This is a genomic window from Petrotoga sp. 9PWA.NaAc.5.4, from assembly GCF_002895485.1.
GTDB lineage: Bacteria > Thermotogota > Thermotogae > Petrotogales > Petrotogaceae > AZRK01.
Map to the genome: position 1 here is coordinate 119,473 of NZ_AZRK01000044.1, position 17,792 is coordinate 137,264.

16 protein-coding genes are annotated in these 17,792 nt (G+C 31.2%); 12 read left to right on the forward strand and 4 right to left on the reverse strand.

What is annotated here, in order from left to right:
• Positions 1-485 precede the first annotated feature (485 nt).
• From X924_RS09395 to fliY, 7 genes are all read left to right on the forward strand, one after another.
• Entirely contained in the window at positions 486-2,597 is a 2,112-nt protein-coding gene (locus X924_RS09395) for a flagellar hook protein FlgE (protein ID WP_121958652.1), read from the forward strand.
• A 125-nt stretch (positions 2,598-2,722) separates the two neighbouring features.
• The gene (locus X924_RS09400; RefSeq protein WP_121958653.1) at positions 2,723-2,908 is read left to right on the forward strand and encodes a flagellar FlbD family protein; all 186 of its coding nucleotides are present in this window, start codon (positions 2,723-2,725) and stop codon (positions 2,906-2,908) included.
• A gap of 69 nt (positions 2,909-2,977) precedes the next feature.
• The gene (locus X924_RS09405) at positions 2,978-3,757 is read left to right on the forward strand and encodes a motility protein A (protein ID WP_121958654.1); all 780 of its coding nucleotides are present in this window, start codon (positions 2,978-2,980) and stop codon (positions 3,755-3,757) included.
• An 18-nt stretch (positions 3,758-3,775) separates the two neighbouring features.
• Positions 3,776-4,648 (forward strand): flagellar motor protein MotB, encoded by an 873-nt coding sequence (locus X924_RS09410; RefSeq protein WP_121958655.1) that lies wholly within the window; start codon positions 3,776-3,778, stop codon positions 4,646-4,648.
• 129 nt (positions 4,649-4,777) lie between these two features.
• The gene (gene fliL / locus X924_RS09415; protein ID WP_158245369.1) at positions 4,778-5,305 is read left to right on the forward strand and encodes a flagellar basal body-associated protein FliL; all 528 of its coding nucleotides are present in this window, start codon (positions 4,778-4,780) and stop codon (positions 5,303-5,305) included.
• 17 nt (positions 5,306-5,322) lie between these two features.
• Entirely contained in the window at positions 5,323-6,402 is a 1,080-nt protein-coding gene (gene fliM / locus X924_RS09420; protein WP_121958657.1) for a flagellar motor switch protein FliM, read from the forward strand.
• Positions 6,395-7,549 (forward strand): flagellar motor switch phosphatase FliY, encoded by a 1,155-nt coding sequence (gene fliY, locus X924_RS09425; protein WP_121958658.1) that lies wholly within the window; start codon positions 6,395-6,397, stop codon positions 7,547-7,549. Before fliM ends, fliY begins: the two co-directional genes overlap by 8 nt.
• Positions 7,550-7,585: 36 nt before the next feature.
• Here the strand turns inward: fliY and X924_RS09430 are convergent, their stop codons facing one another.
• The gene (locus X924_RS09430) at positions 7,586-8,317 is read right to left on the reverse strand and encodes an MBL fold metallo-hydrolase (RefSeq protein WP_121958659.1); all 732 of its coding nucleotides are present in this window, start codon (positions 8,315-8,317) and stop codon (positions 7,586-7,588) included.
• Between the two features lie 701 nt (positions 8,318-9,018).
• Here X924_RS09430 and X924_RS09435 point away from each other — a divergent pair.
• The 4 genes from X924_RS09435 to ispE are packed head-to-tail and all read left to right on the forward strand — an operon-like array spanning position 9,019 to position 14,666.
• Positions 9,019-10,749 (forward strand): ABC transporter ATP-binding protein, encoded by a 1,731-nt coding sequence (locus X924_RS09435; RefSeq protein WP_233186632.1) that lies wholly within the window; start codon positions 9,019-9,021, stop codon positions 10,747-10,749.
• Positions 10,750-10,751: 2 nt separating this feature from the next.
• Positions 10,752-12,683: an ABC transporter ATP-binding protein gene (locus tag X924_RS09440; protein WP_121958661.1), complete on the forward strand. Its 1,932-nt coding sequence runs from the start codon at positions 10,752-10,754 to the stop codon at positions 12,681-12,683.
• A 19-nt stretch (positions 12,684-12,702) separates the two neighbouring features.
• Complete coding sequence (locus X924_RS09445) at positions 12,703-13,857, forward strand: TetR/AcrR family transcriptional regulator (protein WP_121958662.1); 1,155 nt, start codon at positions 12,703-12,705, stop codon at positions 13,855-13,857.
• Positions 13,858-13,901: 44 nt separating this feature from the next.
• Positions 13,902-14,666, forward strand: coding sequence for a 4-(cytidine 5'-diphospho)-2-C-methyl-D-erythritol kinase (ispE, locus tag X924_RS09450; RefSeq protein ID WP_121958663.1), 765 nt, complete (start codon positions 13,902-13,904; stop codon positions 14,664-14,666).
• A gap of 7 nt (positions 14,667-14,673) precedes the next feature.
• Here the strand turns inward: ispE and X924_RS09455 are convergent, their stop codons facing one another.
• The 3 genes from X924_RS09455 to X924_RS09465 all read right to left on the reverse strand — a co-directional run bounded on the left by X924_RS09455 (position 14,674) and on the right by X924_RS09465 (position 17,141).
• Entirely contained in the window at positions 14,674-14,958 is a 285-nt protein-coding gene (locus X924_RS09455; RefSeq protein WP_121958664.1) for an EscU/YscU/HrcU family type III secretion system export apparatus switch protein, read from the reverse strand.
• 2 nt (positions 14,959-14,960) lie between these two features.
• Positions 14,961-15,995: a low-specificity L-threonine aldolase gene (ltaE, locus tag X924_RS09460; RefSeq protein WP_121958665.1), complete on the reverse strand. Its 1,035-nt coding sequence runs from the start codon at positions 15,993-15,995 to the stop codon at positions 14,961-14,963.
• 288 nt (positions 15,996-16,283) lie between these two features.
• The gene (locus X924_RS09465) at positions 16,284-17,141 is read right to left on the reverse strand and encodes a DMT family transporter (RefSeq protein ID WP_233186633.1); all 858 of its coding nucleotides are present in this window, start codon (positions 17,139-17,141) and stop codon (positions 16,284-16,286) included.
• A gap of 179 nt (positions 17,142-17,320) precedes the next feature.
• Here X924_RS09465 and X924_RS09470 point away from each other — a divergent pair, with 179 nt between their 5' ends.
• Entirely contained in the window at positions 17,321-17,779 is a 459-nt protein-coding gene (locus X924_RS09470) for a ribonuclease H-like YkuK family protein (RefSeq protein ID WP_233186634.1), read from the forward strand.
• The last annotated feature ends 13 nt before the right edge of the window (positions 17,780-17,792 follow it).

Genomic DNA, 17,792 nt, shown 5'->3' on the forward strand with positions numbered 1-17,792 from the left:
AGGTACTTTAGAAATGATAATCTTCAGAAAGTAAGGTTTTGAATTTAAAATTGGTCTATGACGGAGACCTCCCCTATTTTGGTACAAGTACCGAAGAGCTAAAGAAATAAACAATTGGTCGAAATTAGATAAAAACTTTAAAATGGAGAATTTTTTAAAAATAATATTTTGATTTTAAAAGCGGGTCCAGGGCGGAGCCCTTCTTGCCTTTTTCGGTACAAGTACCGAAAAGTTAAAAAATTAAGATAGGTACCTTAGAAAAGATAATCTTCGGAAAGTAAGGTTTTGGATTTAAAATGGGTCTATGACGGAGACCTCCCCTTCTTTTTTTGCTACACGTAGCGAAAAGGTTAAAGAAATTAGGAATTAATGAGGATTAGAAGTCGGGAGATATTTTTGAATGAATTTAAGACTAAAATATTTACAAAACCTAAGTTTCAAAATTTCTAAAGTGAATCTAGAAAATAAGATAGGAGGAATATAAAATGCTGAGGTCAATGTATTCCGGTATAACAGGATTAAGAAACTTTCAAGATCAACTCGATGTTGTAGCCAACAACATTGCCAATGTAAATACAATAGGCTTCAAAGGTTCAAGGGTTACTTTCCAAACTACTTTGTTTCAAACTCTCAACGCTGGAAATGCTCCTCAAAACATGTTGGGAGGAACGAATCCTATGCAAATTGGTTTAGGTTCAAGAATAGCTTCTATCGATCAAATCATGACTCAAGGGTCTCCTATGTCTACTGGTAAAGCTACAGATATGATGATACAAGGAGAAGGATTCTTTATCCTTTCGGATGGCGTTGGTCAATATTATACAAGAGCTGGCAATTTCACACGAGATTACAATGGTTTTTTTGTGGATCCTGCATCAGGAATGAAATTACAAGGTTGGACAGCGCGATTAACTCAAGACGGACAAAGAGTTGTAGATACGAACGATCCTATAGGAGATATACAAATATCAGCAGGACAAGTATTACCTGCAAAACAAACATCTTTTGTAAGACTTGCACACAATCTAAACGCAGCTGCAGGTCTTCAGGATACAACAATAGTAGTAAAAAGTGCTTTAGGTGAGAATGTACCTGTAAGATTTAGTTTCAAAAGAGACTTAACTAATTTAAATCAAAATGCCTACATATGGGAAGCTAAGATTTTAGGATCTGATTTTAACTTTTCTGTTTTTGATTCAACTTTGGGGTCTCTTACTTCTTCAAATACAATGAATGGAAGAGTTGTGTTAGATGATAATGGAAATGTAATCAGTTGGGTAAATTATGATGCAACAGATCAGGCTTTATCTGATACAAAAATATCGATTTTTGATGTGAATGGAAATGTGGTAGGTGCCAATGGCGAGACTGTTACTGTTACAACTAATGCAGGTAATGTCACACTTACAGGGAGTATAAGAGTGACAAATAACATAACCGGTGAGCAAGTGGCGTATGATCCAGAAAATATTGAAATTGTTTTTGATGGTAATGGTCAAGTTACATTTAGCTTAACTGGTTCAGATGGGACTCCACTAAGTTTTGATGAGACTTTTGATAATACTGTAGGGGGCTTTAACAATCTGTTATCTTCAGGTATCACAGATGGTGATTACACCTTAACCGGTCTAAGATTAATTGGTGGTGATTCAGGCGATACAATCAATACTGGTACTTACAATGACTTAAAATCTATTAGAGAAGTCATTCAACCACCATCTGGAGGTTCGCTAAGGCTTACTGATTTGAATAATCCAACAAACTTTGCTCAAGCAGAATATATTAATCCTAAAGTTTCGACCTCTACGATTGTGTACGATTCTTTAGGAAATGCGTATAATATTTATTTGAAATTTACAAAGATCGATGCTAATACATGGCATTGGAAAGCTGAGTTAGCAGATGGTACTCCTGTTTATAAAACCACAGTAGAAGGTCAAATGCTTAATGATCCAGCTGAAGGTGTTATCGCATTTGATGCAAACGGAAATATTGCCGCTACTCAGTGGAGAATAGATTCCACAACTGGAAATATAGACCAAACGGTTGGAGATGGGAACGACGGATCTGCAGGTTTTTGGTTTGATCCGGCACAAGCTGGAGCGGCTTTAAACCCGGCTGTAAATCCCGCTTCAGCTGCAGCAGCAGGACCTGTTTTGGTATCTATAAATTTTCAAGAAGTATCTCAATTTGCAGCTCCAAATTCAATAGCAGTTACTGAACAAAATGGAAATGCCCAAGGGACACTTGAATCTTTTGCAATAAATACTAATGGCCAAATTATAGGAACTTTTACCAACGGTTTAACTTCAATATTAGGACAAGTTGCTTTGGCAACTTTCAACAATCCCGAAGGTTTATTAGCTGTTGGAAATTCTATGTATGCTATGAGTTCAAATAGTGGACTACCCCAAATAGGAGTTTCAGGAGTAGGTGGAAGAGGCACTATAAATCCTGGTGCTCTTGAAATGTCTAATGTTGATCTCGCCGAAGAATTTACAAATATGATAATAGCTCAAAGAGGGTTTCAAGCTAATTCAAGGAGTATAACAACAGCCGATCAAATTTTGAACGAGCTTGTTAATATAAAGAGATAAAATAACATTTTTACTATAAGTATCGAGGTGTGTGAAGGGAGTTTGTTGCTTGTAAGAATAGGATTAAAAACATAATTCTTAGAAGTTTTAAAATGAGTGATAAAACTAATAAATGAGGGGTTTTTATGATAAAGTTAACCAAATTAAATGGCGATGAATTTTATATTAATTTTTATCAGATAGAAAAGGTTGAGTGTCATCCCGATACTACAATAACAATGATGAATGGCCATGTATATGTGGTTAAAGAAAAAATTGAAGATGTTATTCAAAAGATGGTAGAATATAATAGGATGATATTCAAAACATAGAAATAATAATAAAATTATGGGCTAAACCCATTTTTTTGAAGCAATAAAGTAGATAGAGGTGGGATAGCTGTGGATATTTCTACATTAGTAGGGTTAGCGTTAGCTATTGTTGCAATAGTTTTTGGAGTGGGTAGTGAGTTTATAACTATAATAGATATTCCATCGTTTTTTATTACTGTTTTAGGTTCCATAGGAGCTACTTTTATCGCGCATCCAAGTTCTAAATCTTTTAAGATTTTTAATATTATAATGGAAGCGATTAGAAATCCTAAAATTGATAATATTGAAACTCTTAGAACGTTATATTCATTTTCTGAAAAGGCAAGAAGAGAAGGAATGATTTCTTTGGAAGAAGATTTGCCTTCAATACAAAGTGATTTTTTAAGAGATGGTTTAAGAGCGGCTGTAGATGGAACGGATCCAGAAGAAATTAAAAAGATCCTTGAGATAAAGATGGATATGTACGATGAAGAACAAGAAGATAAAATATCTGTTCTGGATACATGGGGAGCGTATGCTCCGGCATTTGGTATGATTGGAACATTGATAGGATTGGTTTTGTTGTTAGACACATTAACAGATCCTTCTACAATTGGTCCAAAGATGTCGATAGCATTGATAACAACGTTGTATGGATCTTTGATAGCAAATATTATAGCTTTACCGCCTGCTGAAAAATTGAGAAAAAGAGCCGGTAAAAATATAAACCAGATGAGAATGATATTAGAAGGAATTTTATCGATTGTTCAGGGAGAAAATCCACATTTAATGGAGGAGAAATTGAAAGCCTTTTTAAGTGAAGAAGAAAGGAAACAATATGAATCAAGTAAAGGAGAAAATGCTTTTTAATGAAGGGGGTGAACCCCAATGCCTAAAAAGAAGAAAACTGAGCATCTTCCAGCAAAATGGTTGACTACTTTTAGCGACATGACCACGTTACTTTTAACGATGTTTATAGCATTATTTTCTATGGCTACGATTTCACCTGGTAAATTTCAACAAGCAGTCTTAAGTTTGCAAAGTGCTTTTCAAGGGCAACCCATAGGAATTTTGGTGGGTGGAAAGAGCATTTCAGAAGAACCTTTGATCACTTCAAATCCTGGAATTAGACAGGAATTGTTAAAAATTGTTGAAGATGAAAGGTATAAAGGAAAAATAACTATTGAGGAAACCGATAAAGGGACGATAATATCTATGAAAGATATTGCCTTTTTCAGGTCAGGGAGTGCAGAATTAACGGCAGAAGCTAAAGAATTGTTGTATAAAATTGGAACCATTATTATTGAACATACTTCAAATGCGATAGAAATTTATGGATTTACAGATGATGTCCCAGTTCTTCCCACAAGTGTTTACCCTTCTAATTGGCATTTAAGTGCTGCAAGGGCGGCAAGTGTAGTGAATTTTTTTACGGTAGAATTAAAAAATAGAAGAATGATAGAAAGAATGGGTGAGATTAATCAAGGACTTTTCAATATTGATTTTTTCTACAATCCACAGAGATTTTATCCTATAGGATTAGGAGAAACTGGAATAAGGAAAGAGATAGACAGCTTAAGAGCAGAAATTGACTCTAAAAAGTCTTTAATTTCTCGTCAATTTCAAAATGGAGAAATATCGGCTGCTGAGTTTCAACAAATTCAACAAGAACTTGAAAATGAATTTCAAAGGAAGCTTCAAGAATTAAGAAATCAATATCGTAGAATAGATATTCTTATTTTAAGGCAAAGGGTCCGTTAAAAGTGATGTTTTTAAAACCTATAGATACTTTAGAAATGATGATTTTTAAAAATAGACTTTTTAATTTATAAAATGTGAAGTTTAGAATTTCTGAAGGCAGTATTAAAACCTATGGTGGGGGGAAATACTTTGAATAATGAAGAAAATGAAATTTTAGAAGAAAAGAATAAAAAAAAGAGTTCTAATTTTATTACTACTTTGATATTGGTAATAGTAGTAGCTTTAGGTGTTTCAGCAATAACTTCTTTTTTTATAGTTCGTCTATTAACTTCAAACCTTGGTCAAACAGGAAGAGCTTCCTCTCAAGTCAAATCAGATATGCCAATAAGGGTAACTTTAATTATGGAAGGTTCACGTTATCCAATGATGTTAAAAGGGGGATACGATATAGCTATTATAGATTCTTTGCATCTTACTGTGGCAAGTAGTGATGCTCGAGATAAAATTAGCATCTATCGTATGGAAATATTGGAAGCTATTAGAATGATTTTTATGAATAAAACTCGGGCAGAAATATCTACTCCTCAAGGTTTAGAATTAACTAAAAGACAGATTAGGGATACAGTAAATGAAATTATTGGATATACTGGGGAACGTAGTAATTTAGGAGTAACAAATGTTGTTTTAATCGTGCTAACTATTACTGCTGCTCAATAGTAAAAGAAGGTGAACGTATGTCAAACGAAGAAATGCTTTCTCAAGAAGAGATAGATAATATATTAAAGTCGATGGCTTTAGGAGAGTCCGCTGAAGATATATTTAAAGAATACGAGACAGAAGAAAGAAGAATAAGAGAGTACGATTTTAGAAGGCCAATGAAATTTTCAAGAGAGCAGCTTCGAACACTGCAATTAGTTCATGAAAATTTTGCAAGAGAGCTTTCAACATATTTGTCAGGAAGATGTAGAACTTTTGTTGACGTGAAATACGCAAGTGTAGATCAAATAACTTTCTCGGAATTTCAGAAATCTCTCAGTTCTCCAACATTTATGGCCGTTTTTTCTGCAGACGTTTTTTCTGGAAGCTCTATTTTTCAAATGGGATTAGATATTGGATATGTAATCATAGATAGGTTATTGGGCGGGACCGGAAGTGTATTAGAAGAGTTAAGAACTCCAACTGAGTTAGAAATGAATATTTTGAGAAAAGAAACTGCGGTAATATTAAGGACTCTTTCAAGGTCATGGATGAACATAGAGGAATTTGAAGCAACATTAGAAAATTTAGAAACTAATCCACAATTTGTTCAAGTCGCTTCGTCAAATGAGATGACAATTCTTATTACTTTATCAGTTACAATAAAAGATGTTCAAGGATTTGTAAATTTATGTTTTCCTTCTTCAACTTTGGAACCATTGACAGATAAATTGTCAACTCGTATGTGGACAAAAGTTTATAAACGTCAAGAAATAACAAGAGAAAATTTAAAGCAAATTTTGTTATTGTCAAAATTAAAATTGACGGCCATTCTTGGAAGGACCACATTAACTTTAAACGATATTTTGAATATGGAAGTCGGAGATGTGATACGTACCGATTCTTTTTTTAACGAACCGATTGATATAGAAATCCAAGGAGAAAAGGTTTTTAAAGCTCAAATAGGTAAAATTAAAGGATTCTATAGTGTAAAAATATTAAAAAAGGATAAAGAATTATTAGAAAAAATTTTGGTTGAAGAAAGTATTAAAGATCAACTAAAAAAACAAGAAGATACGGAAAATGTAAAATCAAAGGAGTTGAAAGAAAATGCCTGAGCAAAATTCGGATAATTTCTTGAATCAAAGTGAATTGGATGCATTGTTAAAAGGAATGTCTACAAATACTAAAAATACTAATATTAATGAAAATATTGAAAATGTGGACGAGGATTTGGACTCTCTTTTAGACTTGATGGGAGAAATAGCTAACATTACTATGGGGTCTGCAGCTACAACTTTGTCCACGATTCTTAAAAGAAAAATAGATATTGAATATCCCGATGTTAATATTATTAAGTTCAAAAATATAAAAACCAATTTTCAAGGAGAATATGTTGTAGTTACTGTAGAGTATAAAAGAGGTTTGTATGGGATGAATACGCTCGTACTTCCTTCTAATTTAACTAATATCATAGCAAATGTAATGCTTGGTAAGGATCCTTTTGAAACAATAGAAGAAATAAACGAAATAAGTTTAAGTGCTGTTTCTGAAGCGATGAATCAAATGATGGGAACTGCATCAACAGCCTTATCAGAATTTATAAAAACAAACATAGATATTTCACCGCCTGTCACTCAGACCTTAGATTTTTCTAACCCAACTACTGAGTTTCCACCGATAGAAACGGATAAAGAAGCGTATGTAATATCGATAAAATTTAAAGTTAAAATTACAGGAATCGCCGAAACCTTTTTCTGGCAATTTGTTCCAGTTAAATTCGCTAAAAAAATTAAAGATTTTGTGGATAAAGTATATCAAACCTCTAAAAATGAGGAAAAAGAAGTTTCGCCAGAAATTAGTAATGAATCTTATCAAGCAAAAAGAAAACAAACATCAAATTCTTCTAATTCTAAGATATCTAAGGAAGATACAGTAAAAGTTAATCCTGTAGAGTTCGAGGAATTTGGAAGACAGGAAGAAACTATTTCGCAAAAAATAGACTTTTCAAAATTGGAATTACTAATGGATGTTCCTTTAGAAATAAAGGTAGAATTAGGGTCAGTTAAAATGACGCTTCGAGAAATATTAGAATTACACGAAGGCTCTCTAATACAACTAAATAAGTTAGCTGGCGAACCATTAGATATTTACGCAAATGAAAGGCTAATAGCCCGTGGTGAAGTTGTTGTAATAGATGAAAACTTTGGTATAAGGGTAACTGAAATAGTTTCTTTAAGAGAGAGAATGAAAACTCTAAGATAGAAAATACTGCAAAATTTTGCCACATCTTTCGATGATCTAAGTTAAATATGTTAATTCGGGTAACAAATACTGTGAGTATTTTTTTTCTAAAGGAGTTCCTTTTTTCTTATCTTTTAAATATTTGATTTGTTCCTTTATTAGAGTCTTTGTGCCAACTTTACCGTGTCCGGGGAATACTTTTTCTATTTGTAGTTTTTCCATTTGTTGTAGCTTTGAAATCCATTCATCAAGGTTGGAGTTCAATATTTCGGCGTGTACATTAGAAAACACAAGATCGCCAGTTATTATATAATTTTGAGGCTTTATTACAAAAATCGTTGAATCAATAGTGTGACCATCCAAATTTTCTCCAATAATTATTTGATTGTGCAAAATTGAGTAAATAGATCTTTCAAATACATAAATATTTTTTTTATTTAAAGCTTCTTTTAAATTATTAAAATTAAAATCTGCTATTTGTGAGCTTTCTCTTAAAAATTCTTTGTCGATGTTTAAAGTTAATTCAAGAGTCTTGCTATTTATAAATATATCTGCATTTATTTTACTAAATAAGCATCCGAAGGTATGGTCTGGATGAAAATGAGTAAAAAAGACTTTTTTTAATTTTTTAGAAGTTTTCTCTTCAATAACTTGAGACATTTCTTCAAATTTCTTTGGGTAAAGTGAACTATCAAACGCTATTAATCCATCATCATACTCCAAAAAGGTAACCGAACTCGCTCCGTTTTCAAACCAAAAGTTATGAATTCCTTCGTAACTTTCTAACAACTTAATCACCTCTTGTTTTATTATACAATACTCACCTTAGAAATTATGAAGCTAAGATTCTATAATTTTTTTGACGCTTAGTTTTTTTTAAAAATACTTCATCAGCTCTAATCCTTACAAAATATGAATTTCTTTAATTTTTTGCTACGTGTAGCTAAAGAGAGGGGGGGAGGGCTCCGCCCTGAACCTGTTATAAATTCAAATGCTTATTTTTAAAAACGTTTCATTTCTAAAGTTCTTATCTAATCCTTACTAACTGTGAATCTCTTTAACTTTTTCGCTACATGTACCGAGAGAGGGGAGAGGGCTCCGCCCTGAACCCATTTTAAATTCAAATGCTTATTTTTAAAAATGTTTCATTTCTAAAGTTCTTATCTAATCCTTACTAACTGTGAATCTCTTTAACTTTTTCGCTACATGTACCGAGAGAGGGGAGAGGGCTCCACCCTGAACCCATTTAAAATTCAAAACTTCGTTTTTAGAAAATTCTCATTTCTAACGTTCTTATATTATACAATACGCACTTTAATAATTCTAAAAATCTTATTTTCTGAAAAATCACCATTTCTAAAGTATTTATTGTTATTTTTTTGTAAAATAAAACCATATAATCTTTCTATAAAATATATTGATATTCCTTTTTATCAGTGGTATAATTTTGTAAGTAATCCAAACTATAATTCGCAATAGACTTCAGGACGGTGAATTTTTTGATCAAAGAATTTTTAAAAAAATATTGGTGGAGATACTTAATAGGCATAGTTTTTTTAATAATTGTTGATATTATCCAAATATTCATTCCTCGGCAAATTGGGAACATAGTGGACATCTTAGATACAACAACTCCTGATTTGGCACAAATAAAAATTTTAATATTAAGTATTTTAATGTTAGCCTTTGGTCTTGCAATTGGACGATTTTTCTGGAGAATATCTATAATAGGTGCTGCAAATCTTTTTGAATACAAAACGCTTAATAAAATGTTTTTTCATATAATCGATTTAGATCAAGACTTCTTTGATAAATGGAGAACAGGAGACTTAATGACAAGGTTTACATCAGATGTATTGAGTTTAAAACGTTTAATGGGTTTTGGAATAATTATGCTTGTTGATACTTTAGTCATGACTGTAATGACATTATTTGCTATGGGGAATTTTATTAATTGGAAGCTAACTTTTATTTCGATACTTCCTCTTCCTATTATAGCTTTTATTTCTTTGTTTTTTGGAAGAGCTATACATAGAAGGTTTAAAGAGTTACAAGAGATTACGTCTGATCTATCTAATGTAACCGAGGAAAATATAGCGGGTGTTGACGTTGTAAAATTGTACGCAAACCATGAGATTATGGAAAACATTTTTGACAAAAAATCTCAAGATTTCTATAATTCCTATATAAAATTAGTTAAAATTTGGGGTCTAATGTTTCCTTTAGCTATGATGGTGGGTCAATTAGCGACGATATTTGTTTTCAATTTTGGTGGACCGATGGTTATAAGCAACGAAATTACACTCGGAGATTTTATAATGGCTAATCAATACATAGGTATGTTAATATGGCCGATGATGGCATTTGGCAATCTTGTAAACCTTACTCAGAGATCAAAGGCTTCTTTAAAGAGAATTAAAGAAGTTCTCAATCAAGAGAATTCGGTTAAAGATCCTCCACGAGAAGAATTTGATTTTAAGGGGAATTATGATATTAGGAATCTCACTTTTAAATATCCTAATACTCAACGTGAAGTTTTAAAGCAAATTAATATGAATATAAAAGAAGGAGAAATGGTTGCTTTTGTTGGGAAGATAGGTTCTGGTAAATCTACACTTGCTAAATTATTAGTAAAACTTTATCCTGTTGATAGAGGTATGATATTCGTTGATGGTAAAGATATTAACGATGTCAATGGAAGGTTTATCAGAGACAACGTGTCTTATGTGCCCCAAGATAGCTTCTTATTTTCAATGACGATAAGAGAAAATATAGCTTTTGCCGATGAAAAATTAGAAAATTCGGTAGAAGAATTTGCAAAAATATCGAACGTTCATGAAGATATAATGAATCTTGAACAAAAATATGAAACTATAGTTGGTGAAAGAGGGGCAACATTATCGGGAGGGCAAAGACAAAGAGTAACTATAGCAAGGGCTTTGGCTAAACAAGCTAAAGTAATCATATTAGATGATTGTTTGTCTGCTGTGGATACTGAGACAGAAGAAAAAATTATTAAAAACTTGAGAGTAGAAACAAAAGGTAAAACTCTTATAGTAATATCTCATAGGTTGAAGGCTGTAAAAGATTCGGATTCAATTTTTGTTTTCGATGATGGCAGAATAGTAGAAGAAGGAAGTCACTTGGAACTTATGGCAAAAGAAGGGATTTATTATTCCATGTACACAAAACAGCTGATTGAAGAAAAATTGGGGGAATAGTCATGGCATCAGTTCACGAAGAGATCTTTTTAGAAGAAAAAGAGAAAAGCGAAGGTGATTTTAAGACTTTCTTTAGGTTGTGGGCATACATAAAAAAATATAAGATGTTGTTGGCTTTAACATTTATAACTTTAGCTATCGCCACTGTGATAGAACTTGCTTTACCTTACTTAATAAGATACGGCATAGACAATGTTATAAATGTTCAATATTTTTTTGATTTAGATTATGAAGGGAATTTTGTTCAAGATGACACGGGAAATTATTCTTTGAAAAAGATCGATAACAATTACTTCATGGTAGATAGACAAACGCAAGAAATGATCCAAGTCAACGAATCTGAGTATGCTCATTACTTTGATGATGCTATTAAACGTATAAGGGTTTTCAGTATAACTTTTATCTTTGTGTTAGTTGCACAACTTTTTATGAATTATGGGCAAGTATACTATGCTAATGTGGTTGGCCAAAAGGTTATATATAATATAAGGAAAGATTTATTCAAACATATTTTGAAGATAGAATACAAATATTTTGAAAAAAATCCACCGGGAAAAGTTACAACAAGAGTTGTTAACGATACTCAAAACCTTTCAGATTTTTTTAGTGATGTCGTTACCAGCTTATTAAAAGATATAGCAATAATAACAGGTGTGGTAATTCTAATGATGCTTTTAGATTTACAATTGAGTTTATATACAATAATAATGTTTCCTGTTATAATTATTGCAGTTATTATATTTAGAAAATTTGACAGAAGAGCCTATGATAAAGTAAGAACAAGAGTTTCTGCACTTAACTCTTATTTGGCTGAGAATTTATCAGGTAGTTCTGTAACCAAGCTTTTTAATCAGGAAGAAAGAAAGAAAAACGAGTTTAATTATATGAGTAATAATTTATATAAAGCAAATGTAGAACAAATGTATGTTTTTGCAATTTTTAGGCCTTTAATGAATCTTTTGAACTATTTAACTTTAAGTTTGGTATTATGGTTTGGCTCACAACTTTTAACAGATGGTCAAACTACTTTTGGTACTATATATGCTTTTACAGCATATATAGACATGTTTTTTAGACCTTTATTCGATATTGCTGAAAAATACGATATCATGCAAAATGCTTTTGCTTCTGCCGGGAAAATTTTCAAGATTTTTGATCAAAAACAGGAAGAGTTAGGAAAGGGTCTTTATACCACAATTGAAAAGGGAAAAGTTGAATTTGAAAACGTTAAGTTTTCATATGATGGTAACAATGAAATCTTAAAAGGTGTAAGTTTTAAAATTGAGCCGAACGAAAGGGTTGCTATAGTAGGAGAAACTGGATCAGGAAAAACAACTATAATTAAATTGATCAGCGGACTCTATAAGTATCAAGAAGGCAGAATATTAATAGACGATAAAGAGTTATATGATTATGATTTAAATATGCTTCGTAAAAAAATAGCCGTTGTTCCCCAAGATGTCTTTTTATTTTCTGGAACAATTTTGGAAAACATGAGATTGTTTAATAAGTCAATTTCTGAAGAAGAAGTTAGAAAAGTTTCAAAATTTGTGTACGCTGAAGAAATCATTTCAAAACTTCCTAAGGCTTATAATACTATAATAACTGAAAGAGGAAGCACTTTGTCTTCTGGTGAAAGGCAACTTATTGCTCTCACAAGAGCGGTATTGTTTGATTCTAAGATAATTATTTTAGACGAAGCTACTGCAAATATAGACGTAGAAACAGAGTTCCTTATACAAAAAGCTTTGAATAAGATCTCTCAAAGGGCTACGATAATTTCAATAGCGCACAGATTATCGACGGTAAAGAATTCTAATAGAATAATAGTAGTTCACAAGGGTTTAGTTGTTGAAGAAGGTACACATAGTGAGCTTTTAAACAAAAAAGGTATTTATTATGATTTGTATAGATTACAATTTGAAAATATTTAATAGATAAGCGGTGATTACTATGAAAGTTGAAGAAGATAATATTCATGTAAAAAAAAGAAAAAACAAAAACTCTGCTTACACAAAAATTTTGAAAAGTGCTGTGGATTTATTCTCAAAAAATTGGTATGAAACTGTTTCAGTTTCGCAAATATGCTCTAATGCAGATGTTTCAAACGGGACTTTTTACATTTATTTTCATAATAAAGAAGAACTTTTCAAAAAATTACTACAAAATTTTATTGAAATAGTGGAAGAAGAGTTCAAATATTTAAAAGTAGTCGATATTGAAGATGGATTAGAAGAATTTTTAAATACTATTCACAAAATTAAAAAAGAATATAGTAAATTAATAACTATTTTTAGAGAAGGACAGTATCGTTTTCCTGAGTTTGATAGAAAGATAAACGATATATATAAAAAATCAGCAGAAAAGATTTACAAAAGAGAGTTAACTCTTTCTGAGTATATTTATTTCATTTCTGGAATCCGTTTTTTGCTTATTAGATCGTTATATCAAAATATGCCTTCGGATAAAGAAATTGTGAAAAAAATCATTATGAACGGTTTTTTTGAAGAAAACTTAAAAATAAGAAGCAATTTATTTAAAGAGAATTTTATAATTCCTTTTGAAATTAATTTGGAAAATACTCGTGAAAGACTTATACAATCTGGAATAGAATTGTTTGGGAAATACGGATTTTTTAACACGGACATTCATGACGTAGCAAAAAATGCCGGTTTTTCTGTTGGGACTTTTTATATACATTTTAATAGTAAAACAGAGTTTTTAAGTGAAATTGTTAGGTTGATTGGTAAGAGAACTCGCTGGTTTATTAGTTATAATTTAGACAATGGTTTGAATAGAGCAGAAAAAGAGTTACAAGGGCTTTATCTTTTTCTGAAATTTTTTGAAAATCATAGTGAATACTATTATATTTTAAGAGAAGCGGAGTTTATCGTTAATGATGTTGCTCAAGAATATTACGATAAATACGAAGAAGGTTATTCTAAAGACCTAAAGGAGATAAAATATCCCGAAATAAAGATTATTTCAAATATGCTTATAGGATTGTCTCATTATTCAGGGATTGAATACATAATTTTAAAAAGGATCGAAAATCTGGAAAATTACCTTTTAGAGTTGGCTCCATTGTTATTAAATGGCTTAAAATAGTTTTACAACTTCCAAGTAGATATATTTTTAACAGAGGTTTTAAAATGTATATAAAAGCTTTTGGAAAAGTTAACTTATACCTTGATGTTTTAAATAAAAGAAGCGACGGGTATCATAATATATTGACTCTTTTTCAATCTATTGAAGAGTATGATGATATTTTTGTAGAATTTTCTGAAAAAGAGTTTTTTGAGTCAAACATTGATTTACAGATACCTTGGCATAAAAATATACTAAAAAAAACCATCGACACATTTAAAAAAGAGACAGGAATAACGAATTTCAATTTAAATATAAAACTTATAAAGCGTCTTCCCATTGGAGGAGGAGTCGCAGGAGGAAGTGCTGATGCTGCTGCTGTATTGAGTTTTCTTAGCAAGGAGTTTAATATTTTGGAAAGCGATACTGTTAAAATAGCTGAGAATATAGGAAGTGACGTTCCTTTTTTGTTAAAAGGTGGAACGGCAATCGGAAAAGGCAAAGGAGAAATTTTAGAATTTCTCCAACCTTTAAAAATAAACATCGAACTATTCCCTATGGGTATAAGTATAGACACAAAAAAAGCGTATGAGAAATTAGATAAAAATTGGGAAAATATAATTCACAAAGGAGATCCATACGTGTTGTATAAAGCTTTAAAGGAAAATAATATTAAAGTTGCCCGAGAAAATGCGTTTAACGTTTTTGAACAAATAGTATTTAAAGACTATCCAGAATTGAAAAGAAAAAAAGTATTAACGTCTCAAAAGAAAGGTACTATTTTTTCTTTGATGACAGGATCCGGTAGTACTATCTTTAGAGTTTATTAATTAATAATCAATAATCTTTGTAGTCGTTTAGCTGATATTTGTTGTCCATTTTATAGACAAATGCGATAATTTCGGCTGCAATATCGTACAATTCAGGCGGGATTTCTTCTTCTAAATCTAATCCGTAGAACTCTTCTACAGCCTTCTCGCTTTTAATGATTGGGATATTTTCTTTTTGCGCAATTTCAATTATCTTTTCAGCTATTAGTTCCATCCCTTTAGCAACCACCTTAGGGGCCTCATCTATACCGCTTTTATACCTTAAAGCAACAACCTTCCGTTTTTCCTGCATATTTAAACACTTCCTAAATATTCTCTCATAGTTTCAACTATATATTCTATATCCTTTCTGCTTACCCAGTAATTAGTAACAAACCTGAATTCCCCGTTTTCAGGTGGATTTATCTTGATACCTTTTTTCAAAAAGAAGCTTTCAATATTTTGAACATCAATTTCTTTGTTGATTTTAAAAAAGACCATATTTATATGAATATCTTCTAAATTTACAAGTATTTCAGGGATCTTCGCTAATTTTTCACCTAAGTATTTTGCATTTTCATGATCTTCTTTTAAACGAAATCTCATTTTTTCTAAAGCTACTAATCCTGCAGCGGCTAAAAAGCCAGCTTGTCTTAATCCTCCACCCATCAACTTTCTTTTCTTTTTTGCCTTTTGAATAAACTCTTTACTGCCAGCTAAAACAGAACCAACCGGAGCACATAAACCTTTTGAAAGACAAAACATTACTGAATCACAATATTGGGTTATTTCTTTTGCATCTACTTTTAAATAAGTAGCAGCGTTGAAAACTCTTGCCCCATCTAAATGTACAGGCACATTTTTTTCTTTTGCAATTTTATAAATTTCTCTCATATTTTCTAAAGGAACTACTCTACCATTAGAATGAGCGTTTTCGAGACATATTAAGCCTGTAGATGGAAAGTGTAGATCTTCTTCTCCTTTTCTTATTTTACTTTTTATTTCATTAGGAGACATTAATCCTTTCTCGCTTTTTATCGTTCTTAACTGTACTCCTGCAATTACTGAGGATGCACCAACTTCATGAATTACGATATGGCAACTGTCATCCAATATCACTTCATTTCCTCTTTCACAATGGGTAAACAACGCAAGTTGATTTCCAAAAGTCCCACTCGGAACAAATAAAGCGTCTTCTTTTCCGATTACTTCTGCCGCATATTTTTCTAATCTTTTCATCGTAGGATCTTCTTCGTAGACATCGTCTCCTACTTCTGCTCTGTACATCGCCTCTCTCATTTCTTGAGTTGGTTGGGTTACAGTATCGCTTCTAATATCAATATATCTCACAAGATGCCTCCTTAAAAATTTATTTTACTGTCTTTAGAAATTATAAATCTTTATTATATGTATATTTTAGCGTTTTATTATATGTATATTTTAGCGTTGATTCTTTTACAAAATACCTCCCCACTTCTAATCCTTACTAATTCATAATTTCTTTACCTTTTTCGGTACTTGTACCGAGAGGGGAGAGGGCTCCGCCCTGGACCCATCTTAAATTCAAAAACTTAATTTCTGAAAATTATCATTTCTAAAATACCTAAATTTATTTGAATTTGTAAAGGATTCAAAACGTTATATAGAAATACTTTTTTGTTTTAATTTTTGACGTAAAAATTTGTCTATTTTGTTAGAAAACGAAGTCATAATAATCACTAAAATCATAATACTTGCCCCAATAATTTGAATGAAAGAAAACCTTTCTCCCAAAAACATAAAAGAAAACAAAGATGCAAAAATAGGTTCTCCAATAAAAATAAGTACAGTTGAATTAGAACCTATGACTTTCTGATATTTTACCTGAATAAAGTTAACTATTATAGTTGCAAATATAGAAGTATAAAATGCAGTTAACCAAATTGATGAAGGTAAATACCAATTTGAATTAAAAGACATTGAGAAATTTATTATGGAGGCAATCAAAAATTGATAAGCTAAAAGAGAAGTTTCTTTCACAATCTTTGAAAATTTTGTTATCAGAACAATATGCAAAGCAAATAATACGGCTCCTAATAAGGTTAAAAAATCACCGTAGTTGAATCCTAAAATACCGCCAAATAACATATAAGAGCCAACCAATGCTAATGGAAAACATAACCATTGAATTATATTTGGTTTTTCTTTCTCAATTAAATAAGATATTATAGGAGTTAAGGGAATGTATAAAGAAGTTATAAAACCACTTTTTGAAGCATCTGTAAAATTTATACCATAAGTTTGTAAAGCATGTGCTATACCAAGAACAATACCCAGTACAGCACCGTATTTAAAAGATTGCTTACGCCAAATAATAAATGAGAGTATACAAGCAATAAAAAATCTGACAAACAGATATGGAAAAGTGTAAGCATCAGTCAAAACAATTTTATGAATAGGAAAAGTAGAGCCCCAGATTAAAGTAACTAATATAAGATTAAGAAAGGCTTTAACCAAAGATATTCCTCCACTCAAAAATTTCATTTTGAAAAATTATATCAAATATTATTCTTCACTATGTTAAAGTTCTAACTAACATAAATTAAAAATTCTTTATAAAAATAACTTGTTTTTGAGGTATAATTAAAAAGATACTTTAAATGTTTTAGAAATGTAACCTTAAACTCAAATTGGAGGTGTTAGTTTTCACCCTTAAAAATCCAAAATTAGGTTTTGTTGATCCATATGAACTTCCAAAATTTATAGAAATCTTCTCAAAAAAAGGGAATTATAAAATATGGATTGGTACAGATAGCCACGCTAAAAATAGTAGCGTAATTTATGCAACTGCAATAGTAGTTTACAGAATAGGATCTGGAGGAACGTATTTTTATTATACTACTCGTGAAAGCAAATATTATGATATGTATTCTCGCTTGATAAAAGAGGCTGAAATTAGTTTAAAAACGGCTGAATTTATAGAAAAAATTTTAAAGTTGATGAAGCCAGAAATTCATCTTGATATAGGTTTAAATGGGAAGTCAAAAGAAGTTTATTATTCTATAACTGGTTATATAAGAGGTTTAGGTTATGATTATAAAACTAAGCCCTATTCTTTTGCTGCTACAAATATTGCACATCTATACACGAAATAATAATTAAATTTCT

Bases quoted from the DNA above. Each gene is read 5' to 3' on its own strand.
- X924_RS09395 (WP_121958652.1), top strand. From the start codon at position 486: ATGCTGAGGTCAATGTATTCCGGTATAACAGGATTAAGAAACTTTCAA.
- X924_RS09400 (WP_121958653.1), top strand. From the start codon at position 2,723: ATGATAAAGTTAACCAAATTAAATGGCGATGAATTTTATATTAATTTT.
- X924_RS09410 (WP_121958655.1), top strand. From the start codon at position 3,776: ATGCCTAAAAAGAAGAAAACTGAGCATCTTCCAGCAAAATGGTTGACT.
- fliM (WP_121958657.1), top strand. From the start codon at position 5,323: ATGTCAAACGAAGAAATGCTTTCTCAAGAAGAGATAGATAATATATTA.
- fliY (WP_121958658.1), top strand. From the start codon at position 6,395: ATGCCTGAGCAAAATTCGGATAATTTCTTGAATCAAAGTGAATTGGAT.
- X924_RS09440 (WP_121958661.1), top strand. From the start codon at position 10,752: ATGGCATCAGTTCACGAAGAGATCTTTTTAGAAGAAAAAGAGAAAAGC.
- X924_RS09445 (WP_121958662.1), top strand. From the start codon at position 12,703: ATGAAAGTTGAAGAAGATAATATTCATGTAAAAAAAAGAAAAAACAAA.
- ispE (WP_121958663.1), top strand. From the start codon at position 13,902: ATGTATATAAAAGCTTTTGGAAAAGTTAACTTATACCTTGATGTTTTA.
- X924_RS09455 (WP_121958664.1), bottom strand. From the start codon at position 14,958: ATGCAGGAAAAACGGAAGGTTGTTGCTTTAAGGTATAAAAGCGGTATA.